The sequence below is a fragment of the Pseudoduganella sp. S-14 genome (assembly GCF_049913285.1).
GTDB lineage: Bacteria > Pseudomonadota > Gammaproteobacteria > Burkholderiales > Burkholderiaceae_D > Rugamonas.
The window spans coordinates 2,989,905-3,011,966 of record NZ_CP183991.1 but is presented as its reverse complement, the minus strand read 5'-3'; the positions used below and the strand labels follow the sequence as shown (position 1 = coordinate 3,011,966).

At 64.3% G+C, this 22,062-nt stretch carries 15 protein-coding genes; 3 read left to right on the top strand and 12 right to left on the bottom strand.

Translation table 11 applies throughout. The features are described 5' to 3' along the window. Nucleotides 1-15 precede the first annotated feature (15 nt). From ACN9MZ_RS13815 to ACN9MZ_RS13785, 7 genes are read right to left on the bottom strand one after another with little or no spacing between them, the layout of a single operon-like run. On the bottom strand, nucleotides 16-7,764 hold the full coding sequence (locus ACN9MZ_RS13815; protein ID WP_426342664.1) for a YDG domain-containing protein: 7,749 nt from the start codon (nucleotides 7,762-7,764) through the stop codon (nucleotides 16-18). Nucleotides 7,765-7,773: 9 nt separating this feature from the next. Next, complete coding sequence (locus ACN9MZ_RS13810; protein ID WP_426342663.1) at nucleotides 7,774-8,193, bottom strand: DUF6916 family protein; 420 nt, start codon at nucleotides 8,191-8,193, stop codon at nucleotides 7,774-7,776. After that, a complete protein-coding gene (locus tag ACN9MZ_RS13805) occupies nucleotides 8,183-8,650 on the bottom strand; it encodes a GNAT family N-acetyltransferase (RefSeq protein WP_426342662.1) in 468 nt (155 codons plus the stop codon). Before ACN9MZ_RS13805 ends, ACN9MZ_RS13810 begins: the two co-directional genes overlap by 11 nt. Continuing rightward, nucleotides 8,650-9,177, bottom strand: a complete 528-nt coding sequence (locus tag ACN9MZ_RS13800; protein ID WP_426342661.1) for a phage tail protein — start codon at nucleotides 9,175-9,177, stop codon at nucleotides 8,650-8,652. The genes ACN9MZ_RS13805 and ACN9MZ_RS13800 overlap by 1 nt, the downstream gene beginning before the upstream one ends. A 10-nt stretch (nucleotides 9,178-9,187) precedes the next feature. After that, nucleotides 9,188-9,715 carry a phage tail protein gene (locus ACN9MZ_RS13795; RefSeq protein WP_426342660.1) on the bottom strand — a complete coding sequence of 176 codons (528 nt, stop codon included), beginning with the start codon at nucleotides 9,713-9,715 and terminating at the stop codon, nucleotides 9,188-9,190. 12 nt (nucleotides 9,716-9,727) lie between these two features. Next, nucleotides 9,728-10,234 (bottom strand): phage tail protein, encoded by a 507-nt coding sequence (locus tag ACN9MZ_RS13790; RefSeq protein WP_426342659.1) that lies wholly within the window; start codon nucleotides 10,232-10,234, stop codon nucleotides 9,728-9,730. 16 nt (nucleotides 10,235-10,250) lie between these two features. Further along, on the bottom strand, nucleotides 10,251-10,517 hold the full coding sequence (locus tag ACN9MZ_RS13785) for a DUF6916 family protein (protein ID WP_426342658.1): 267 nt from the start codon (nucleotides 10,515-10,517) through the stop codon (nucleotides 10,251-10,253). Nucleotides 10,518-10,762: 245 nt separating this feature from the next. On the opposite strand from ACN9MZ_RS13785, the gene ACN9MZ_RS13780 reads away from it, so the two are divergent. After that, the gene (locus ACN9MZ_RS13780; RefSeq protein WP_426342657.1) at nucleotides 10,763-12,379 is read left to right on the top strand and encodes a sensor histidine kinase; all 1,617 of its coding nucleotides are present in this window, start codon (nucleotides 10,763-10,765) and stop codon (nucleotides 12,377-12,379) included. On the opposite strand, the gene ACN9MZ_RS13775 is transcribed toward ACN9MZ_RS13780, so the two are convergent. Beyond that, entirely contained in the window at nucleotides 12,363-14,672 is a 2,310-nt protein-coding gene (locus tag ACN9MZ_RS13775; protein WP_426342656.1) for an FdhF/YdeP family oxidoreductase, read from the bottom strand. The two genes, ACN9MZ_RS13780 and ACN9MZ_RS13775, sit on opposite strands and share 17 nt — an antisense overlap. Nucleotides 14,673-14,981: 309 nt before the next feature. Between ACN9MZ_RS13775 and ACN9MZ_RS13770 the strand changes: the two genes are divergently transcribed. Together ACN9MZ_RS13770 and ACN9MZ_RS13765 are read left to right on the top strand one after the other, a co-directional pair. Continuing rightward, on the top strand, nucleotides 14,982-15,986 hold the full coding sequence (locus ACN9MZ_RS13770) for an IS110 family transposase (protein WP_426338545.1): 1,005 nt from the start codon (nucleotides 14,982-14,984) through the stop codon (nucleotides 15,984-15,986). 168 nt (nucleotides 15,987-16,154) lie between these two features. Then, nucleotides 16,155-17,834 carry a sensor domain-containing diguanylate cyclase gene (locus tag ACN9MZ_RS13765; protein WP_426342655.1) on the top strand — a complete coding sequence of 560 codons (1,680 nt, stop codon included), beginning with the start codon at nucleotides 16,155-16,157 and terminating at the stop codon, nucleotides 17,832-17,834. Here ACN9MZ_RS13765 and ACN9MZ_RS13760 read toward each other — a convergent pair whose 3' ends face one another. From ACN9MZ_RS13760 to ACN9MZ_RS13745, 4 genes are all read right to left on the bottom strand, one after another. Next, nucleotides 17,835-18,209 (bottom strand): four-helix bundle copper-binding protein, encoded by a 375-nt coding sequence (locus ACN9MZ_RS13760; protein WP_426342654.1) that lies wholly within the window; start codon nucleotides 18,207-18,209, stop codon nucleotides 17,835-17,837. Further along, nucleotides 18,206-20,194 (bottom strand): methyl-accepting chemotaxis protein, encoded by a 1,989-nt coding sequence (locus ACN9MZ_RS13755; protein ID WP_426342653.1) that lies wholly within the window; start codon nucleotides 20,192-20,194, stop codon nucleotides 18,206-18,208. The genes ACN9MZ_RS13760 and ACN9MZ_RS13755 overlap by 4 nt, the downstream gene beginning before the upstream one ends. Before the next feature lie 10 nt (nucleotides 20,195-20,204). Continuing rightward, nucleotides 20,205-20,972: a TorF family putative porin gene (locus ACN9MZ_RS13750; protein ID WP_426342652.1), complete on the bottom strand. Its 768-nt coding sequence runs from the start codon at nucleotides 20,970-20,972 to the stop codon at nucleotides 20,205-20,207. Between the two features lie 66 nt (nucleotides 20,973-21,038). Further along, nucleotides 21,039-22,043, bottom strand: coding sequence for a diguanylate cyclase domain-containing protein (locus ACN9MZ_RS13745; protein WP_426342651.1), 1,005 nt, complete (start codon nucleotides 22,041-22,043; stop codon nucleotides 21,039-21,041). Nucleotides 22,044-22,062: the final 19 nt, after the last annotated feature.

Genomic DNA, 22,062 nt, shown 5'->3' with positions numbered 1-22,062 from the left:
GTTCCCTGCTTCGTATCAGTTAGGTGCGCCGGCGCCGTTCACGCCGCCGTCGCGTACCGTTACGCGGCTGCCGCCGCCGATGGTGTACTCACGCGTTTCGCCCGTGTTTTGCGGCGTGGCGGCGGCTGCGTTGTTCGCCGCCCGCACTTTCGCGCGCTGCAACAAGTCCGACAGCCAGCCCCGCTTGTCCTGGGTCGCCGTGCCGCCACCGCTATCGACGGCTGCGACCGGCGCCTCGACCAGGGGATCGCTGTCGCTGGCCAGTTGCGTCCACACGTGCGCCCCCTGCCCCAGCGAGCCTTGCTGCCCTGGCAAGGACTGCCTTGCCGTATTGCCGACGAGGTTCTCGATCTGCTGTGGCACGCGTTTCACGGTCATCACGCCGTTGACGTAGTTGACCGCGTAGTTGGCCAGGCTGTTGCCCTCAATGACGATCGCATAACCGCCAGGAGCCGACTCGCGGGCCGCAGCGGTGCTGGTGCGCACATCGCCCAGCAACGCGGCCGTATCGCCGCCAACGAAGCCGTTGGCCTGCCACGTCAGGGACGGGTTGCTCGCGCCATAGGCGCGCACCTGGTCGTCCGCCTTCACTATCAGTTGCGCCTGGGTGATCGTGCCGCTGGCAATTAGCGAGCTGTCTGCCAGCACATAGTTCGATGCCTGGCCGCTGCCATCCGCCAGGCGGTAACCGCTGGCTATCACCTGCTTGCCGGCGCCGGCGTTGCGGTTATCGAATTGCACGCTCGCCGGTCCCTGCAGCGACAGGCTTTCGCCGTCGACCAGGCCGGACAAGGTCCCGGCGTTCGACAGGACGGCATTGCTGCTGCCATCGTAGGCCTTGTTCGCCACGCTCACGCCGTTGATCGACACCTGGCGTGGATCGATGCGGCCCGCGAGCGTCACATCCGCCGGCAGCACGTAGTTTGACAGGGCGGTGCCGGCGTTGGCGTTCACCGCCCCGGGGGCCAGGTTCGCCTTGACGCTGCTGGCGCCTGCCACGTTGGCGCTGTTGTATTGCCCCTGCAGCGCTCCGACAGAAGCCCCCTCGCCGGATGCAAAGCCAGCCAGGCCGACCTGGCCCGCCGCCACCAGGGCTGAGGTGCTGCCGTCGTACGCCTTGCCCGCAACGCCGTTGACGACGGCAGCCAATGCCTTCGGCGTAATCGACGCCGCGGTCGTTGCGCTACTGTTGCTGACCACATAATTGCCGGCATCCGCGCCGGCCAGCGAAATGCCGGAAACGGATATCGCCTTGCCGTTGCCCGCGTTCTTGTCCGCGAAACCGGCATTGCCGCCCACCTGCAGCCGGTCGCCTGCAAGGCGGTCGTCGCCAAAGGTCACGCTTGCAGCCAGCGAACCGTCGTACACCTTGTCCAGGCCGGCCGCGCTGACCACCAATGCGCGCGGAGCAATGCTTGCCGTTGAATTGGCAACGAAGGACACGGCGTAATTGCCGGCATCGGCGCCGCCGAGGCTGAGGCCGGACAGGACCACTGCCTTGTTGCTGCCGGCGTTTTTGTCGGCAAAGCTGCCGATGCCGCCAGCCAGTGCCAGCTGGTCGCCTGCCACACGGTCATCCCCCAGCAGGACCACCGAAGTGGCGGTGCTGGCGTCGTAGACCTTGTCGGTTGCAGCGACGTTGGCAGTCAGGACGCGCGGCGTAATGGAGCCGGTGCCGGCCAATGTGGTGGAAATGAGCTGGTAATTGCCGGCATCGCTGCCGGACAAGGCCAGCCCGGCCACTGTCAACGCCTTTGCGTTACCGGCATTCTTGTCGGCGAAACTGCCTCTGCCGCCGATTGCCAGCACGTCTCCCGCCAGGCGGTCGTCCCCGAAGCTGAGCGCTACCGCGGTGCCGCCATCGTAAATCTTGCTGCCCTGCGCGCTGACGTTGAGCGTGCGGGCAGCGATATCTGCCGTGCTGCTGACGCTATTCGAAGCCAGCGCATAGTTGCCGGCATCGGCGCCGGACAGCACCAGGCCGCTGACAACGACAGTCTTGCCGCTGCCTGCGTTCTTGTCGGCGAAAGCGGCATTGCCGCCCACCGACAGCTGGTCGCCAGCCAGGCGGTTGTCGGTAAAGCTTGCGCTGGCGGACAGGCTGCCGTCATACACCTTGTTCGAAACCTGGGTGCCCACCGCCAGCAAACGTGCAGTGATATCACCGGTGGCAGCGGCATTGGGCGATGCCAGCGCATAGTTGCCGGCATCGGCGCCGCCGATGGAAATGCCGCTGACGCTGATCGCTTTGCCAGTGCCGGCATTCTTGTCGGCGAAGCTTGCGCTGCCATAGCCAAGCGAGATCGCATCGCCGGCAACACGGTCGTCGCCCAGCGTCACGGTAGCGGCCATGCCCTGGTCATACACCTTGTTGACACCGGTGGCCGTTGCGTTCAGGGTGCGCGCGCCGATGTCGGCCCTGGTGGCAAGCGAGCCCGATGCCAGCACGTAGTTGCCGGCATCGGTGCCGGACAGCGTAATGCCGCTCACGCCGACATCCTTCGCGATGCCCACCTTCTTGTCGGCAAATGCCGCGTTGCCATTCACCGACAGGACGTCGCCGCCGACGCGGTCGTCGCCAAAAGCCACTGCGGCAGTGCGGCTGCCATCGTACACGCGGTTCACGCCGGTGGCCGTCACCACCAGCGTGCGTGCCGCGATATCCGCGATACCAGTGACAGTGCCGGAAGCCAGCACATAGTTGCCCGCATCGGCGCCGCCGGTGATGGATACGCCGCTCACGTTGACGGTCTTGCCGCTGCCGGCATCCTTGTTGGCGAAACTGGCGCTTGCGCTGCCCAACGACACGATGTCGCCGTTCAAGGCGTCGCTTGCCAGACCGACTGCCGCGTCGGTCGTCCCGTCATAGGTCTTGCCGCCGCCGGTCATGCTGACATTCAGCGTGCGGCGCACAATATCCGCCTTGGTTGCGGCCAGGCTGGACGAGAGCACATAATTGCCCGCATCGCCCCCCGACAGGGAAATGCCGGTCACGCTGACATCCCTGGCGTTGCCTGCACTCTTGTCGGCGAATGCGGCATTGCCGCCGATCGACATCACGTCGCCGGCCACGCGGTCGTCGCCGAAAGCCACCGTAGCAGCCTGCGTGCCGTCGTACACCTTGTTATTGCCGGTGGCCGTCACATGCAGCGTGCGTGCCGTGATCGCGGCCGTGGTGCTGGCAGTCGGCGCGGCCAGCGAGTAGTTGCCCGCGTCGGCACCGGTCAGTAGCAGGCCGCTGGCCGTAACGGTTTTGCCGGCGCCTGCGTTTTTGTTGGCGAATACGGCATTGCCCGAAACCGTCAGCACATCGCTGCCGAGCCGGTCGTCGGCAAAGGTTGCAGTTGCCGACACGCCACCGTCGTACACTTTATCGGAGACGCTGACGCCAACCACCAGCTGGCGCGCCGTGATCCTGGCCGTGGCCGAAGCGGAGGTCGATCCCAGCACATAATTGGCCGCATCGGCGCCGGACAGCGAAAGGCCGCTCACCTGGACGCCCTTGCCGGCACCGACGTTCTTGTCCGTGAATTGAGCACCGGTATAGATGACGGCAAGCGCGTCGCTGCCCAGGCGATCGTCGCTGAACGAGGCAATGGCATTGACCGAGCTGTCGTACACCTTGTCGGCGGCTGCGGCGCTCACGTGCAGCATGCGCGGCGTGATGTCGGCGCTGGTGGTTGCGGTGGTCGAGCCCAGCGAATAGTTGCCGGCGTCGGCGCCGGACAGCGACAAGCCAGCGACCGTAACGCCCTTGCCGTAGCCCGCGTTCTTGTTGAAGAACTTGCTGGACGTGAAAGTTGCGCTCAACTGGTCCCCGACAACCCGGTTATCGGCCAGCGTCACGGAAGCGGAATCCAGGCCGTCATAGACCTTGTTGATGCCTGTCGCCGTCACGCTCAGCTGCCTCGGGGTCACCGTCAGCTGGCCGCCGCCATTGAACGTGATGTTATAACCCAGTTTGCTCGCCAGGTCGCCCTGGTTCAAGGCATAGGTGCCGGCGTTCCTGGTAAATCCGGTAGCGCCGGCAGAACCCGTAAGGTCGTACGAGTCGCCATCGATATAGCCCTTGACGTTATTGACAAATGCCGGCAGGGCAGCGCTGCCGTCGTACACCCTGGAGGCCGATTGCGCAGTAACGACGAGGGTTGGCGACTCCTTGTACATGAACCAGTTGCCGCCATCGGCCGTATAAGCCGGCGCGACGTTGTCGTAGGCCTGGTTGTAGTGCTTGCTGTAGCCGCTCATGCCCTCCAGCGTATTCTGGGTTGTATCGGAATACACGTGGTAGTAGCCGTTGACACCACCCCGCAGGGCGCTGCTGCCCGCATTGTTGATGAAGCTGCCGCCCGATGAGCCATGGGCAGCCACGGTAACAGTCACGCCGCTGCCAGCAGAACCAGCCAGGCTGCCGCCCGCGTTGATCACGATATCGCTGCCTGCGCTCGTTCCGCGGTTGATCACCGTAACGCGCCGGCCGCTCACTGCGCCGCCAACGGTGATGTCGCCGCTGTCATGGTTGGCCTGGCCGGCGCCCGTATGGATGGTCATGTTGACCTCGCCGGCCCTGATGGCTGTGCCGTCCGCCACCGTGATCGCCGCCTTGCCGGCGCCGCGGTACCCGCTGACTACGCCGGCGGCAGTCCCGGCATTGGCCACGACGTCAAGCGTGCCTCCCATCGTGATGTCGGACTTCAGGTCGATGCTGCGGCCAGCCTGCAGGGTCAGCCGGCCATTGCCTGCGGCATTGATCGCGTTGCCTGCATCCCAGGTGATGTCGTTGTTCGCCTGCAGCGTGATGTCCGTGCCGTCGGCCAGCGCCGCTGCAAGCTTTTGTGCATCCACTGCGGCGTTGACGCCTGCCTTGGGATAGCCTTGATTGAATGCCAGGGACCCGCCGGCCGGGGCCCGCAGCAGGCGGAACAGGCTGAGCGCGCCGGTCCACGGATCGTTGCCGTCGGCCGCACTGGCACGCGGCTGCGCGATCGCCATCGCGTCGCCGGCCCCGTTCATGGCGACGGCAAAGCCGAAGTTGCCGAATTCGTCGATATCCAGGCTGGCGTTTGCGCCCTGCAGGTATTCGCGCCCTATGACGGCGGTCACGGCAGGCGATACGAAGTTGCCGCTGTAGTCGATGACGCGCACCGCGCCCGGACCGGTGGTCGCGCTGCCAAGTCCGCCATTGCTCGGCGAACCGACCGCCAGTCGCGTACCGGCATCGTTCATGGCGAGGGAAGCGCCAAAACTCTCGCCTTCGACCAGGGCGATATCGAGCTTGCTGCCGTCCTGGCCGATCGTGCCGGCCAACACCGGTGTATCAAACGGCGTGGTGTACAGGTAAACCGTGCCGCGGGCATTATTCTCGCCAGGGGCTCCGACTGCCAACTGGGTGCCGGCATCGTTCAGCGCCACGGCCGTACCGTACTGCACGTCGGGCGCCGTACCGCCGCTCAAGCTCTGCGCATACGCAAAGGTGCCTGCCGTGGCCTTGTACAGTTCAACCTTGTTGTTGTACAAGGCGCCGACTGCCAGCTTGTCGCCGGCCCCGTTCAGGGCGACCGACACGCCGAAGGCATTGCCGCCCGGGTCGACAGCCGTGATGGTCTGCTTCAATGCGGGCGCCGCGAAGCCGTCGCCGAGGGCGAAGGTATAGACCTTGCCCGCCAGGTCTTCGCCCAACGCGCCCACTGCCATGACCGTGCCGGCGCCGTTCAGCGCGACCGAGGTACCGAAGGAATCGTTGCCGGTCAGCTTGGCCGACAGATTGTAGTTGTTACCCCCGGTGTAGCCGTAGCCGATGGTGCCCGCCAGCGTGCCGCCGCTGAACTTGTCGTCGCTGAAGGTGAACAGGCGCACCGCGCCATAGGTCACCCCGGCAGCGCCGCCGATGCCGGCGTCGAATGGTGCGCCAACGGCCAGCCCCTTGCCGTCGGAAGTGAGCGCCACGCTGGAGCCGAAAGTGTCGCCTGTGTTCAGGCCGGCCACATCCTGGTTCTTGCCGCCGCTGAAGCCCTTGCCGATTGCCGCCTCAAAGGTCCACTGGTTGGCGAAACTGCCGATCACGATATTCTTCGGGTCCAGCAGCAGGCTGCCGCCTTTGCCGATCTCGAGCCGCTCCAGGCCCACATGGCGCAGGTCCTCATGCGAAGAGATCTCCACCGCACCGCCGCGCGACTGGCCGCCGGCCTTGACGGCGCCCAGCATGGTGGTCTGCCGGTCCGACCAGACAATCGCCGTGCCGCCCTGACCCGCCCAGCCGCGCGCCGAGACGTCCAGCACGGTGCTGTCGTTGAGGAAGGTGGCGTCGGCATTGCCAATGCCGGCCGTGGTCCCCCAACGGGCAGTAAAGCGATCCGCATCCGGCGCATCGTCGCGCTTGGCGCCGCCCTGGAATGCGCCGCCAACGCGTACCAGGCCGCCCTGGGTGGCGCCCGAAGCATCGACTGTGGCGCCCATCAGGCGCACGTCGGCGCCGCTGATGTCGACGCGGCCGCCTTTGCCTGCGACGCCGCGCGCCGCCTGCCGGCCGGAAGACAACAGGCTGCCGCCCGCACGCAGCGACACGGTGCCGCCATCTGTTGTGCCACTGGCGTCAGCCGACGCCGCACTGTTCTCCACCAGGCTGGCGCCGGAGGACAAGCTGATATTGCCGCCCAGCCCGTCCCTGCCTGCAGCGGACAAGGCCGACGCCGCAGACAGGTCGCGCTCCGCCTTCACTTCAATGGCGCCGCCCCGTGCGCCGTCGCTGCGAACGGCGCCATCGAGCGCGACGAAACCACCTTCGACCTGGATCCTGCCCCCCTGCCCCCGGGTGGCCGAAGCATCAAGCTGGCCAGCGTGCACCTGGCCGTCGCCGACCAGGCGGATCGTCCCGCCGTCGGCAAGCAAGCCCCGCGCCTGTACCAGGCCGGCGTTATTGACAGTGGAGCGCGCCAGCGCATCGGCAGCTTTGGCCGTCAGCACCACCTGGCCGCCGTCGGCTTGCAGCAGGCCCTTGTTTTCGGCCAGCGCATCAAGCGCGCCCTTTTCCACCCGCACGGCAATCAAGCCATCGCCGCGGAAGTCCAGTCCGACCGCATTGCCCGCCGCCAGCGCAATGCTGCCGCCGTGGGCCTTGATGGCGCCGGTATTGGAGACAGCCGGCGCCAGCAGCGCGACAATCCCGCCCCCGGCATTGATGCTGCCCTCATTGCGCACGGCGGCCGTGCCGCTGCCGCTGAAGTTGTAGCTGCCCGACAGGAAGGACTGGTCCGAAATGCCAAGGCTGGTGGCAACCAGGCCGCCCACGTTGACCTGGGCGCCAGCGCCGAACAGCACGCCCTGCGGATTCACCAGGAACACCTTGCCGTTGGACGACAGCTTGCCGAAGATCGCGCTTGCCTCGCCGCCCACGACGCGGTTCAACGCCACGGCCGATGCGTTGGGCTGGTTGAAACGCACCTGAGCCTCGGCGCCGATGTTGAAACCCTGCCAGTTCATGATCGCCTGTTGCGTGGCTTGGCTGACGGTCATGCTGTTGCCCTGCACATTCACGCCCGCCTGGCCCGCCACCAGCTGCATGCCGTTTGGCAGTGCGTTGGCCGGCGGCGCCCCGGCATTGGCCGCTCCCGCCATCGCAAGGCTGCCCGCCAGCACGGCAACGGCACGGCGGCGAACGCCGCCCTTGCCGTGGCTGCGCGAACCTTCGGCAACGGCGACCCAGCAGCGGTGCACCGCGCTCCAGACGAGGCGGTAAAAACGGTTGGCGGAAGCGTGTTTGTGCATGGTGTTTCCTTAAACGTGCAGGTTGAAGTCGGCGCGCAGCGTCACGCGGGCGCCCTGGCGCGCCGCCGGCTGCAGGAACACCAGCTGGCGGCCTGTCGCTTCATTTTCGATTTCATAGCTGCCAGCCTTGATGGCCGGCTGGGCGGCTGCAGAGAACACCAGCGTAAATTGCCTGGCTTCCGCGCCTTCCGGTGCGAGCCTGGCGCTCACAACCGCCTCCGCCATGATGGGCAGCGCGCGGTACTCCGGATGGTTCAGCCAGAACTGCCGGCCCACCAGGCTTTCCGCGGCGCCGCGGCGCCAGGCAAAGCCGCTGCCGCCCTCTTGCGCGCGCACGGCCGGTGCGCCCAGGCCAAGGCCCGCCACCAGCAAGGATCCGCCGCCCGCCTTCAACAGGGTGCGCCGGGAAGTCACTCGATCAGTCATCATTGTTCTCCCATTCCATGGTCCGGTGCATGCCGGACATTCCAGTTTCCTTGAAGCCGAGGCGCCTATACAGCGTCCCGGCCCGATTATTCAGTGCTACGTGCAGGCGCAGCGGCAGTCCCGCGCCGCAGGCTTCCCGCTGCAGGCCGCGCAGCAGCACGCTGCCGATGCCGCGTCCGCAGCATGCCGGCAACAGTGCAATGTCGACCAGCCAAAGCGCCCCGCCCGACTGCGCCACCACCATCCGGCCGACCGCGGCGCCTTCGCATTCAACGATGTCGCAGCGGGCGCCAGGAAAGTCTTGCAGGTAGGAGTGCCGCTGCGCGACGAACTGCATGTCGAGCAAGGCCTGCAGCATCGGCTGCGGCAGGCCAGGTAACTCGCGCAACCGCACTGCGCCGAACAGCCCGCGCAGGAACTCGTGGTCGCCGCCCGACTCGGGGCGCAACGTCACGTTCATCACGGACGCGGCGGGAACACGCCCTGCAACGCGATACAGAACGCCAGGCCCAGGTAAGGCTGGCAATTGTTATGCGGCTGGCTGCTGCCGGCCGTGGCCAGGACATCCGGGCGCATCGGCTGCATGCCGCTGGTGGTCTTGCTGTACACCTGGTTTGATAGCGCCGATTTGGCGAAGCCGCTGGAAGGGCCAGGCGCCATCTGGTCGGCCGCCACCGTGGTCGCCTGCAAATTGTGGCTATGCGCCGGCACTTCGGTTTCCTGCAGGGTGACGTATGCACTGCCGCCGCTTTCGCCAAGGTAGCGCGGCGACAGGCCAGCGCCCTGGCCCGGATGCAGCGGCGTGCGCCCGTTCAGGTCGGGCAAGGCGAAGGTGCTCTTGCCGTCGCCGCCGTACGTCGTGCCCAGCAGGGAAAACAGCGCCGTGTTCTGCGCGATGGACATCATCTGGCCGTCGCACCTGGCCCAGCCCTGCGGCACGACAGCGCCGGGGAACATGCGGATTTCTGCTACGAATGCTGAAGTCATCGGAAGCTCCTCAGTTAGGGTTCGGGAAGACCCCGTACAACGAAATGATGAAATGCAGGCCCAGGTACGGCGCCATGTTGTCGTGCGGCTGCGAAGCGCCAGCCGGCGTGATTGCGTTGGCGGCCATGGGCTGCACATTGTTGTCGGAACGGCCGTAGATGGCCGAGGCGCTCGTCACGGTCGCGGCCGGGAAGCCGGTAAAATTGGTGTAGGCCCCGCTGCCGCGCTCGCTGCTGCCGACGATGGTGTGCGTATGGTTCGGGATCTGCTGCACGGTCAGGGTCACCGACTCGGCGCCGCTCTTCTCGCCGATCTGGATGCTGCGGCCCGCCAGCGTGCCGTTGTGCACCGGCACCCGCCCCTGCATGTCCGGCAATGCAAAAGTGCTCTGGCCGTCGCCGCCATACGTGGTGCCGATCAGCTGGAACAGCGTCGCGTTGTCAGAAATAGCCATCAGCTGGCCGTCGCAGAAGGCCCAGCCAGCCGGCGCGAAATTACCGGCAAACAGGCGAATTTCGCCGACATAGGGATCAGACATGATCGCCTCCGATTAAGTAGATGAAGGAAATACGCCCTGCAGCGCAATGATGAAATTCAGCGCCAGGTAGGGTTGCGTGTTCTCGTGCGCCTGCGAGCCGCCGATGCTCGACACCTGGGTCGGTACCAGGCCGACATTGGGGCTGCCGTTGAAGACATCCGCACTCAGGCGGCCCTTGCGCGCCAAAAGCGCGCCATTCGGATCGCTGCTGTTGGCCAGGGCCGTACTGGCGTTCAGGCGATGGCTGTGGGCGGGCAGCTCGGCCTGGGTCAGCGTATGCGCAAACTCGCCTCCCGCCTCGCCGCGCATCATGATGTCGCCGTCATGCACCGGCATCCGGCCGCGCAGGTCCGGCAGCGCGAAGTAGACCCGGCCGTCGCCGCCATAGGTGGTCCCCAGCAGGGAGAACAGGGCCTGGTTTTGATTGATTGGCAACAATTGCCCATCGCACTTCGCCCACCCTTTGGGCGCATAGTTAAATGAGACGAGCCTGATCTCGCTCAGGTATGGCTCTGCCATAAGAACTCCTGGTGGATTAATTGTTAAATGTGGCGTGGTATTGCACACGGCTGCCATCGCGGCCAGCCGGCACGATGAACAGCGCCTGCGCCGCATCGCCGGGCCGTTCGAGGACTACTGTCTGCTGCGAGATCTCCGCTTCGGCAGGACCTTGGAAAGTCAGCGAAAACACCTGCGGATGGGCCGATGGCGCGACGTCCGACAGGGTCAGCGTCAGCGCGGTACCGGCGATGGAGAATTCGGCCCCGAGGCGGGCCTGGAAGTAGCTGACAACTGTCGACACGGCAATCCTGATTGCTTTCTAATATTGAAAAAACTTCACATTGTACGATGAAATTTCCTTAAGCTGGATTACATTTTTGACATAAAGCGATATGGTTTTGCTACAACAATGGTTTCAAATAGTGAAACGCAAGTGAATGCAAAGTTTATACTTGCCGGGATGAAGCCCGTCTCCCCTACGGCGTGAATCGTCATGAACCGTGCCCAGCAGCCCCGTTACCAGCAAGCCGAGGACCGGTGGTTCAAATGACCCGCTCGATCGCCGCGCGCCTGTTGCGCATCATCTTTGGCTGCTACTTCATCGTGACGGTGGTGGTGACCCTTATCCAGCTCACCGCGGAGTACCGGCACACCCGTACCCGCGTCGAGAGCGAAATCGAAGCCATGCAGCACACCTTCGGCCCCGGCATCGCCGACGCCATGTGGCGCTTTAACGATGACATCATGCGCGGCATCCTGGCCGGCATGAAAGAGCTGCCGATCGTGGTGGGGATCAAGGTCGTCGACGACCAGGGCAAACTGGTACGCGCGGTCGGCACCGTGCTCGATGAAGACGGCAGGCATATGCAAGCCCAGCCCGATGGCCGTCTGGCGCCGCCGCAGGGCAACGACGGCCTGTTCGGCCAGATCTTCAGCCGCGAATTCCCGATTTCGTACACGCTTGAAAACGGCACGCCGCAGGAAATCGGCAAGTGGACGGTCTATTCCAACCGGCGCATCATCCTGGGCCAGGTCGAATACGGCTTCTTCCTGATCCTGGTGAATTCAGTGATCAAGACCCTCGCGCTGTGGTTCATCTTCGTGCTGGTGGTACGGCACTGGCTGGGCAAGCCGCTGCAGCAACTGAGCGATTATGTCGGCCACCTGAACATCGACAATCTTGGCAGCACGCCGCTGCAGCTGCAACATGGAGGCAACACGGAGCTGGACCTGCTGGCCAACAAGATCAACGAAATGCGCGAGAACATCCTGACCGGGCTGTCGGAGAGGGCCGTGCTGTATGAAGAACTGGCCGTTCTCAACGAATCACTGGAACGGCGCGTGGCCGAACGCACCGAAGCGGCGCGGCATGCGCAGGACGAACTGGCGCGCAGCGAGCGGCTGGCGGCCCTGGGTTCGATGGTGGCCGGCATTGCACATGAACTCAACACGCCGATCGGCAACAGCCTGGTTGCCGCCAGCACCCTGCACGACAAGATCGATGCGCTGGGCCGGCGTTTCGAGGGCGGCCTGCGGCGCTCGGACATGCAGCAGTTCCTCGACGAAGCCGACGGCATCGGCCTGCTCCTGACGCGCAACATCGAGCGCGCGGCCAGCCTGGTATCGAGCTTCAAGCAGGTGGCAGTGGACCGCACCAGTTCCCAGCGCCGCAAGTTCGACCTTGGCGCCGTCATCCAGGAGAACATGAACACCTTGTCGCCGGTGCTGCGCAAGACGCCCTACCAAATCACGGTGGACGTTGCTGCCCTGGTGGCGATGGACAGCTACCCCGGCCCGCTGGGCCAGGTATTGGCAGCCCTGGTGAACAACGCCATCATGCACGGCTTCCACAATCGCGATCACGGCCGCTTGTCGATCACCGTGCCGGTGCCTTGCGGCGATCAGGCCGAGATCGTCATCAGCGACGACGGCGCCGGCATTGCGTCCGGCCACCTCAATCGCATCTTCGATCCCTTCTTCACCACCCGCATGAGCGAAGGCAGTTCAGGACTGGGCCTGAACATCGTGCACAATATCGTCACCACCATCCTGGGCGGCAAGATCCACGTCGACAGCATGCCCGGCGTGGGCACCACCTTCCGCATCACGATTCCGCTGGATGCGCCGATGCACCACGAAGAACCGATTATTCCGCGGGCCTGAGCAGGACCGGCACTTCCTTGAAGGCCGGCGTGGCCGAACCGCGCGCCACCAACTCAGGGGAAACCAGCGGCGTCAATTCGGGGAAATAGCCGAACACGTCGCCATCGGGCACGTCATGCTGCACCAGCTGGTAGCCGCTGCATTTGCGCGCGATGCCGTCCGGGGATGCCGCGTGCACGTCCACCAGCTGGCCGTCGCGCAGGCCGAGGCGCGCCATCGTCGCAGCGGAAATGAACAGCACCTTGCGCGTATGGTGCACGCCGCGGTAGCGGTCCACCTCGCCCGTGGTGTCGCGATAGACGGTGGTGTTGTACTGCCGGTGCGCGCGCACGGTGGCCAGGCAAAGCACCTCTTCGCCAAAGGATGCGCGGGCACGGCCCATGATGGTGTCCTGCGGCAGCGCGATAGCGGTAAATTGCGCCTTGCCGCTGGCAGTCTTCCACTCGCGGTTGCGCGCGCTGTTCGGCAGGTGGAAGCCGCGCGGCTGCGCTATGCGGTCGTTGTACTTCTCAAAGCCCGCCACGGCGGTGCTGGCGACCTGCTCGATCAGCGAACGCGTCACGCGGTAATCGCTGCCCATGGCCTGCCAGTCGATCGCGGGCGTCGGCGGCGTGCCTGCCGCCAGCGTGTGGCGCGCCAGCTCGGTGACGATATGCGGCTCCGAACGCAGCTTGGCGCTGGCCGGGTCGCTGCGCCCTGCCGACGCGTGCACCATGCTGGCCGTGTCTTCCACGCTGACGAACTGGCGGGCGCCTTGCTGCTCGTCGCGCTCGGTGCGGCTCAGGCAAGGCAGCAGCAAGCCGATCTGTCCCGGATGCAGGTGGGTGCGATTCAGCTTGGTCGCGATATGCACCGTCAACTGCAATCGCTCCATCGCCTGCAGCACGCGCGGCGTATCCGGCCCGGCCACGGCAAAATTGCCGCCCAGGCCAAGGAAGGCATGCACCGAACCGTCCATGATGCCCTTGATGGCCGCTACCGCGTCGAGGCCATGCTCGGCCGGCGGCGTAAAGCCGAACACACGTTGCAGGCCCTCCAGCCATTCCTTCTTTGGCCGGTTGGTCACGCCCACGGTGCGGTCGCCCTGCACGTTCGAGTGGCCGCGCACCGGCATCAGGCCCGCGCCCGGCTTGCCCACATTGCCGCGCAGGAGCATCAGGTTGACCAGCATCTGGATCGTCTCGACCGCATGCTCATGCTGGGTCAGGCCCATGCACCAGGTGGCGATGGTGGCCCTGGAGGCGATATAGATTGCCGCCGCCTTTTCAATCTGCTCGCGCGGCAGGCCGCTATCGTGCTCCACCTGGGGCCACGACTGCGCGCGCACGGCGGCCGCGAATCCTTCGAAACCGCTGGTGTGGCGCGCGATGAAGTCGCGGTCCAGCACCTTGCCGCCCGCATCCTCCGCCTCCAGCACGGCCTTGCACATGCCGGTAATGGCCGCCAGGTCGCCGCCCACGCGCACCTGGAAATACTCGCTGGCGATGCGGGTGCCGCGCCCGGTCAGGGTTTCGAGCGGCGATTGCGGGTCGGCGAAACCGCGCAAGCCCGGCTCCAGCATCGGGTTAAAGGCAGCAATGCGGCATCCGCGCAGCGAAGCTTCGCGCAAGTCGCCCAGCATGCGCGGATGGTTGGTGGCAGGGTTCTGGCCGAATACGAAGATCGCCTCCGCATGTTCGAAGTCCTCGCGCGTGACGGTGGACTTGCCCACGCCCAGCGTCGTGCCCAGCGCCATGCCGGACGACTCGTGGCAGTAGTTGGACGAGTCGGGCATGTTATTGGTGCCGAACGCGCGCGCAAACAATTGATAGGGGAACGCCGCCTCATTGCTGCTGCGGCCAGATGCATAGAACACGGCGCGGCCCGGCGCATCGAGCGCACGCAGCGCGCCCGCAGCGAGCTTGAACGCATCATCCCACTCGATCTCGCGGTAGGTATCGCTGGCGCGGTCGTACAGCATGGGCGCGGTCAGGCGGCCAAAGCCCTCCAGCTCCCACTCGGCGCGGCTACGCAGCGCCGCCACGGGATTGGCCGCAAAGAATTCCGGCGTGGCGCGGCGTGCCGTTGATTCATGCGCAATCGCCCACGCGCCCTGTTCGCAGAAATCAACTGCCTTGTCCTTGGGCGAATCCGGATAGGCGCAACCCGGGCAATCCACCCCGCCCGGCTGGTTCAATCGCGGCAGTACTTTCAACGCCGGCAGCGGGCTGTTGCTGCGCAATGCCTTGGCGGTGCCGTGCAGCGAGCCAAGGCCGCCAGCGGGTTTGTCGTAGAAGCGAATCGGATGCTGCACAAGAATCTCCGGCCATTCTGTCAAGCCCGCGATGTTAACATATGAATGTCGGGGTCAGGTCTGGCAATCGGACAAAAAGCGCACGAGCGTTCAGGGAATGGCGGATTGCCAGACCTCGTATATTGAATCTGCACCTTTGGAAGAAGATATTAGGATTCTGAAGGCGGCGGGGCAAGGTCTCACCGAACAGAGTGGAAGCCATTGAGCTTGTGGGTCAGATAGGTGACCTTGCCCACTTGTTCATCTGGACGCCGGACGGTATCTTAGGTCGCCCCTTGGGTAAGCCTGCATACGAGAAAGGTGGACGAGATGAATACGCCGGTCGTAGGGATTGATGTCAGCAAGCGTAAGTTGGATGTAGCCTTGCTAGTTGATGGCAAAGTCAAGGCGAAAGCAGTTCCGAACTCCCAAGAAGGATTCGCAGAGCTGGAAGTCTGGCTGAACAAGCAGAAGATTTCTCTGCTGGAAACCCATATTTGCCTTGAGTCGACAGGCGTCTATAGCGAACCTATCGCCCTGTATTGGTTTGACAAAGGGATTAAAGTCAGCTTGGTCAATCCGAACTGCATCAAAAGTTTTGGCAGCAGCGAGAATATCCGCAACAAGAACGACCAAGTTGATGCTGGATTAATTGCTCGCTACTGTGCAGCGATGGCGCCGCCATCTTGGGATGCGCCATCACGTGAACAGCGCCAGTTACGGGCCTGGGGCAACAGGCTGACTGCACTTCAAGATATGCGCCAGCAGGAGTTGAATCGTTTAGAAGCGCATGAAACAGCCAAACAACAGGATGTTATCCCTCATGTCCAGGCTCATATCAAATGGCTGGATGCGCAAATTGCGCAAATAGCACGGGATATCGACGATCACATTGACCGCCATCCAGGGCTTAAACAGGATGCAGAGCTCATTGAAAGCATTCCCGGGCTAGGCCGTACGACAGCGGTAAAGGTCTTAGGCCACGTGGGGGATGTTCGGCGCTTCGGAAATGCGAAGGCGCTTGCAGCGTTCATCGGGGTCACACCCAGGCAACGACAATCCGGAACCTCAATACGAGGCCGGACAATGATGACTCGTATGGGGAACAAACACCTGCGAGCAGCTTTATTCCTGCCAAGCCTCGTTGCAAAACGTCACAACCCTATCCTGAAGCAGTTTGGCCAACGTTTAGAGGCCAACGGCCTCTCCAAAATGGCCGTCGCCGGCGCAATTATGCGCAAGTTAGTGCACTTGATTTACGGGGTAGTTAAGTCAGGCAAGCCCTTTGACCCGAAATACATGGAAAAAAGGCTTGCCGTCCAAGACGGTATCTGACCCCGCCTTTTGGCTTGCTACTGTTGAGTTGCCTTGTGACAACGGGGCGTGCAGTCCGGTAGCTGGGACGTCTTTATTTGATTTATACTTCGCCTGCGCCTTATACCCGCGCAACGTTTCCTCCTGGCCAAACCCTCGCCTGGCATGTTCTCCTATCAGGAGATGGTTGTGCGCCAAATTCCTAGAGTCCAGTCGTTCAAGTTCAAGATTTCAGCCCTGCTGGTGCTGATGGTCATGGTCGCCACTGCCCTGGTTGCCGGCGTTTCCTTGCTGGTGGCGGAGCATGAGATGCGCAAGGTTATTGCCGCGCAGGAGATGTCCATGCTGTCGAGTGCCGCGGCCTACCTCGACCGCGACATAACTTCCAAACAGCAAGTTTTACGCGTGCTGGCCGAGAGCTTGCAGGCCGAGCCAATCGCGCCGGCCAAGGTCCAGGCGCAGCTCGAGCTGCGCGGCGCGCTGCGCGACGAGTTCTTCAACGTCACGGCCTACGATCCCGACGGCAAGCTGGTGGCCAACCTGCAAGACCGCCGCATGATTGGCAAACTCAATAGCAAAAACCGCCAGTACTTCCGCGACACCATCGCCGCCCAGGAAGGCATCGTTTCGGCGCCGTTCCGCAGCGTGCTGTCCGGCCGACCGGTGCTGGCAATCACGCAACCGGTATTCCGCCGCGATGGCAATCTCGACTACGTTCTGGTGGGTACCATCGACCTGCAGCGTCCTGCCTTTGCCGGCCAGCTGAACGCCCTGCGCGGCAAGGCCGAAGGCTACCTGTTCATCCTGACCGCGGACGGCACGATGCTCTACCATCCCGACCAGAACCGCGTGCTGACCCCGGCGGCCGGGCCGGGCACGCTTGGCCAGGTCGTGTTGACCGATGCGGATGGCTGGCGGGAAGACGCCGCCGATGATGGCAAGCCGGTGCTGCTGGCGCACAAGCGCCTGAAAAAGGCTGACTGGACGATTGCCGTCTCCTTCCCTGTCCGCGATGCTTTCGCCTCCATGGCCAGCCTGCGCTGGCGCGCCCTGCTGGCCGCCTCGGTGGTGGCCCTGGTGGCTGGCCTGGCGGCATGGCTGCTGATGCGCGCCCTGCTGTCGCCGCTGTACAAGCTGTATGGCCAGGTGCGCGCCTTCGGCCGCGGCAGCATCGATATCGAACAATTCAACTCCGGCAAGCCCGATGAATTCGGCCACCTGAGCCGCGCCTTTTACCAGGTTGCGCGCCAGCAGCAGATGGCCGAGCGCAACCTGCAGCGCCTGGCCACTACCGATCCGCTGACGGGCGCGCACAACCGCCGCATGTTCGACGAATTCTTCCCGCAGGCGCTGAAACGCGCCATTCGCGCCGGCCAGCAGATCGGCCTGGCCGTGCTCGATATCGACTACTTCAAGGGCATCAACGATAACTTCGGCCACCAGGCCGGCGACGCCGTGCTGGTGCAGTTCGCCGACCGCCTGCGCAATGCCGTGCGCAGCACCGATACCGTGGCGCGCATCGCCGGCGATGAATTCGTGATCGTGTTCGAACACCTGGAGGCCGGCCACGACGTCAACCTGCTGGGGCAGAAAATCGTGGCGGCCATGCAGGCCCCGTTCGCGGTTAACGGCCGGCCGCTGAACGTCACCGCCAGCATCGGCATTGCCCTCACCACCGAGCTGCCGGCCGACGTCGACAAGGTGATGCTGGCCGCCGACCAGGCGCTGTATTGCGTCAAGGCCGCCGGCCGCAACGGCTTTGCCGTCAATACAGTCGGCGCCGAGCGCATCTTGTCGGTACGCGATTTTGCAGCGCCTGCCAAGGCCGACAAGGGCGAGAAGAAGAGCTGGCCTTCCAGCCGATTCTGATCAATGGCGCGGCGGAATAGCCGCCGGCCGCACCTGCGATTGCGCCATGCCGGCCATGCTGCGGCACTCGCTGGCGCAGCGGCGGCAAGCGGCCGCGCAATCCTTGCAATGTTCATGCGTGTGCTGTTCGCACTCGTCAGCGCAGGCATCGCAAATCTCGGCGCACGCTTCGCACAGGCTTGAAGCGAGCTTGCTGCCGCGCTGCATCAGGCCAACGCACACGCGGCACACCTGGGCGCAGTCGATATCGGTGGCAATGCAATAGGCCAGGCTGGCCACGTCCTGCTCCTGCAGGCAGCTGGCGGCGCAGTGGTCGCAGGCAGCGGCGCAATCATTGCAGGCTTCGATGCAGCTCTGGTACTGTTGCTGGGTCATGATGGCCTCCTTTCGGAAAGGGCCAGACTAGCACTCACCCGGCCTGGGGCGCGCACAGCTTGCTCCATGCGGAACTCGCCGACCAGGGCCACCAGCGTTGCCGCCTGTTGCTGCAGGCTTTCCGCCGCGGCGGCCGCCTGCTCGACCAGGGCGGCGTTCTGCTGCGTCACCCCATCCATCTGGCTGATGGCCTGGTTGACCTGGCCGATGCCGTTACTCTGTTCCCCGCTGGCCGCGCTGATCTCGTGGACAATTTCACTGACGCGCCGCACGCTGGCCACCACCTCGTCCATCGTGGTGCCGGCTTGCGCCACCAGCGCACTGCCCGCCTCCACCTCGCCCACCGAGCTGCCGATCAGCTCCTTGATCTCCTTCGCCGCAGCGGCGCTGCGCTGCGCCAGGTTGCGCACCTCGCTGGCCACCACCGCAAAGCCGCGTCCCTGCTCGCCGGCACGCGCCGCCTCCACCGCGGCGTTGAGGGCGAGGATATTGGTCTGGAACGCGATGCCGTCGATCACGGAAATGATGTCCACCACCTTGCGCGAGGAGTTGTTGATCGAGGCCATGGTGTCGACCACCTGCGACACCACCTGGCCGCCGCGGACAGCCACCTGCGACGCCTGCGCAGCGAGCTGGTTGGCCTGGTGCGCATTGTCCGCGTTCTGGCGCACGGTGCTGGTCAACTGCTCCATCGTGGCGGCAGTCTCCTCCAGCGCACTGGCTTGCTGCTCGGTGCGCGAGGACAGGTCGGTATTGCCCTGCCGGATTTCCGTGCTGGCCGTGGCCACGCTCTCCGACGATTCACGCACCCGCGCCAGCACCGAATGGATCTTGGCCACGAAAGTATTGAAGCCGCTGCCAATGATGGCCAGTTCATCATTGCCGCGTACCTCCAGCCGCGCGCCCAGGTCGGCATTGCCGCTGGCCAGGCCAGTCATCGCGTCGGCCAGCTCCCGCACTGGGCGCATCAGCCGGAACAGCACCGTCACCAGGATAAGCCCCATTGCCGCTGCGCAGACCAGCGAAACCAGCAGAGTGTACTTCAGCAGTTCGCGCGCCGGCGCAGTTGCCACCGCATGCGGGAAGCTCATCTTCACCGCCCACGGCGCGATATCGGGGTGCAGCGTCAACGGTTGAATCAGGTGCACCATGTCTCCCTTGTCGGCATACTCATAAGGCTGGCCGGTACGGATCGCTTCCAGTCCTTGCTTCGGGATGTCGGAGGCTGCCTTGCCGATCAAGGCTTCGCTGGGACTGCTGGCATACAGGCCGCCGTTCGACACCAGCGACAGACGCCCGCCTTCGATCGACTTCAGGCCTTTGAGGATTTCACCCAATCGCGTCAGCATGAAGTCGGCGCTGGCCGTGCCGCGGAAATCGCCGCCGATCATGATCGGGGCCACCAATGACGCCATCAGCACGTCCTTGCCATTCACCGGATAGGAATACGGTTCGGTGAAGAACACCTTGCCGGTACGCTTGGGTATGTCGTACCAGTCGTTGGCCCCCGGTTTGGGATCGAACACGATCGGCTCCACGTTGGTGCCGCCTCCGGATGCCTTGGTGTAATAAGGCATGTAGCGCCCGCTGGCGTCGAACTCAGGCTTCTTGTCGGCGTATTCGGCATCCTTGCTGTCCAGCGCATTCGTTTCCCAGGTGACGGCGGCGCCAATCAAGTCTTCCGAACCCAGCACCACAGTCTTGGTAATTTCACCGGTTTGTTCACGCGACAGCGGCAGGTTTGCGCCGCGCGTGGCACGCTGGGTCGCGCCAAGCTGAATGACAGTCGCCAGGTTGCGCACGATGCGCGACTGCAGGGCTGACGCAGCCGCTGCGGCCTGGGTACGCGCCAGGTTCATCGCATCGCGTTCGGCCGTGCGGCTGGCCTCGTACCCGGTCACTGCGGCGGTAATGGCAAGGCTGAGCACCACCAAGGTCGTGGCCGTGACATTGATCTTGGCATTCAGCGAGAGGTTCGACAACATGTGACGCTCCTCAGAAGGTCTTGGCGACAGTCAGGATAAATGTGGCTTTCTCAGTATTCGAAAAGGCCAGTTGGCCATTGGCATCGGGCACGCCGCTGGTGTATTCGCGGTAAACATTGGTGGCGCCCCAGCCGCGCGTGACGGCGGCAGCAACCGACCAGCCCCCTTCCAGCGCCTTGGTCACCCCGGCCTTGGCATCGCGCCAGTCCCAGATATCGTTGCCGGCTCCGCCGACGCGCGCATCGCCGGCATGCAGGTTGAGCGTATAGCCGTTGCCCAGGTCCTGGTTCAGGCCGATATCGAGGTAGCGCGTGCCGCGCCCGTGCGTGATGCCGAAGAAATGCGGGCTGACCGTGTAGTTGTATTTGACGTAGGCAGATTTGTACGTCAGGCCCAGCGACAGCTCGGTATAGTTAAAGGTGGTATCGGTGGCGCTGACCCTGGCTCCCGGGTACAGGTACTCATAGAGGATCAGGCTGTAGCCGATATCACCCTTGGCAACTGAATAGCCAGCGTACAGGTCCCATTCGACCTTTGCATCTTCAATAAACTTATCGCTGACATTCGAGGCCCAGGTACCGGCGACGAAGCCGCTGGGATGGACATAATCGACGCCAATTTGCAAGGCCGGCTTGTCCCACGTTTGCCGGATGCCGCGTGAAACATATTGGCTGGCAAAAGTAACGGTAGTGGTAAGTGCAGGCGCCGGCGCTGGTGCTTCCTGCGCCATGACCGCGTGCGGCAGCAAGGCCGCTAACCATAGGCAGCGCTTCATCATGCCCTCGCTATGTTCGGGGAGATGAAGGAAATACTAGCGGGCTAGCCTGGGCAATGTCGGACGATACTAAGCGGCAACGACTTTGCGTGCGTGCTTGACGCGGTACATGGCCTGGTCGGCCAGCTCCATCAGTCGGTCCATATCCTGCCCGTCTTCCGGGCTGATGGCGTAGCCGATGCTGGCTCCCAGGCGCAAGGCGCGGCCTTCAAATTCAAACGGCGCGCCGATCGCGTTGGTGATGCTGTCGCACTTGTTGCCGACGCCATCGCGGTCGCGCACGCCGCCCAGGATGATGCCGAATTCGTCCCCGCCCAGGCGCGCCGCCAGGTCTTCCTGCCGCAGCTCGCGCGAAATGCGTTCGGCCACCTGGCGGATGGCGGCATCGCCGGCACGATGGCCCAGGTTGTCGTTGATCGCCTTCAGGCCATCCATGTCGATGTTGACCACGGCCACGCTGCTGGCGGCGCGGCTGGCTTGCGCGAGTTGCTGGCGCAGGCGGTCGTAAAACAGGGCGCGGTTCGCAAGGCTGGTCAACGCGTCGTGCGTGGCGCGATGATACAGGTCGCTCGACTCGTATTGCACCGCATGGTAGATGGCAGCGCCGATCAGTTCCGACAGCAGGCCGAGGATCTGCGCCTGGTAAGCATCGAAGGCATTGACATGCGGCGCGCCGACCTTGAGCACGCCGACGCTCTCGCCTTCGTGGCGCAAGGGCACCACCAGCATCGAACGCAGGCCGACCTTGCGGCAGGCGGCTCGATCGACGCGGGGATCGGTTTCGGAATCGTCGCATTGCAGGATCCTGTCCTGCGCCACGCACAGGCCGGACAGGCTGCCTTCGCGTTTCAGCCGCAAGCCGAGCGCACCTTCGGCGACGCCGGCCGCGGCGCGGTACACCATGTCATTGCCCTCAGCCAGTTCCACCACGGCGGCTGTCGCGCCGCACAGGGCGCCGGCGCGCTGGCAGACCAGTTGCATCACGCCCCCAAGGTCCAGGCCCCGGCGTGCAATATCGGTTTGTAAGTTGATGATCTCCAGCAATACCGCCGGATTAAGGTTCAGCGCATCCATCGTGCCACGACCACAAAAT

Excerpts from the sequence above, each read along its gene's own strand:
- ACN9MZ_RS13815 (WP_426342664.1), bottom strand. The coding sequence starts at position 7,764 with ATGCACAAACACGCTTCCGCCAACCGTTTTTACCGCCTCGTCTGGAGC.
- ACN9MZ_RS13810 (WP_426342663.1), bottom strand. The coding sequence starts at position 8,193 with ATGATGACTGATCGAGTGACTTCCCGGCGCACCCTGTTGAAGGCGGGC.
- ACN9MZ_RS13805 (WP_426342662.1), bottom strand. The coding sequence starts at position 8,650 with ATGAACGTGACGTTGCGCCCCGAGTCGGGCGGCGACCACGAGTTCCTG.
- ACN9MZ_RS13800 (WP_426342661.1), bottom strand. The coding sequence starts at position 9,177 with ATGACTTCAGCATTCGTAGCAGAAATCCGCATGTTCCCCGGCGCTGTC.
- ACN9MZ_RS13795 (WP_426342660.1), bottom strand. The coding sequence starts at position 9,715 with ATGTCTGATCCCTATGTCGGCGAAATTCGCCTGTTTGCCGGTAATTTC.
- ACN9MZ_RS13790 (WP_426342659.1), bottom strand. The coding sequence starts at position 10,234 with ATGGCAGAGCCATACCTGAGCGAGATCAGGCTCGTCTCATTTAACTAT.
- ACN9MZ_RS13780 (WP_426342657.1), top strand. The coding sequence starts at position 10,763 with ATGACCCGCTCGATCGCCGCGCGCCTGTTGCGCATCATCTTTGGCTGC.
- ACN9MZ_RS13770 (WP_426338545.1), top strand. The coding sequence starts at position 14,982 with ATGAATACGCCGGTCGTAGGGATTGATGTCAGCAAGCGTAAGTTGGAT.
- ACN9MZ_RS13760 (WP_426342654.1), bottom strand. The coding sequence starts at position 18,209 with ATGACCCAGCAACAGTACCAGAGCTGCATCGAAGCCTGCAATGATTGC.
- ACN9MZ_RS13755 (WP_426342653.1), bottom strand. The coding sequence starts at position 20,194 with ATGTTGTCGAACCTCTCGCTGAATGCCAAGATCAATGTCACGGCCACG.
- ACN9MZ_RS13750 (WP_426342652.1), bottom strand. The coding sequence starts at position 20,972 with ATGATGAAGCGCTGCCTATGGTTAGCGGCCTTGCTGCCGCACGCGGTC.
- ACN9MZ_RS13745 (WP_426342651.1), bottom strand. The coding sequence starts at position 22,043 with ATGGATGCGCTGAACCTTAATCCGGCGGTATTGCTGGAGATCATCAAC.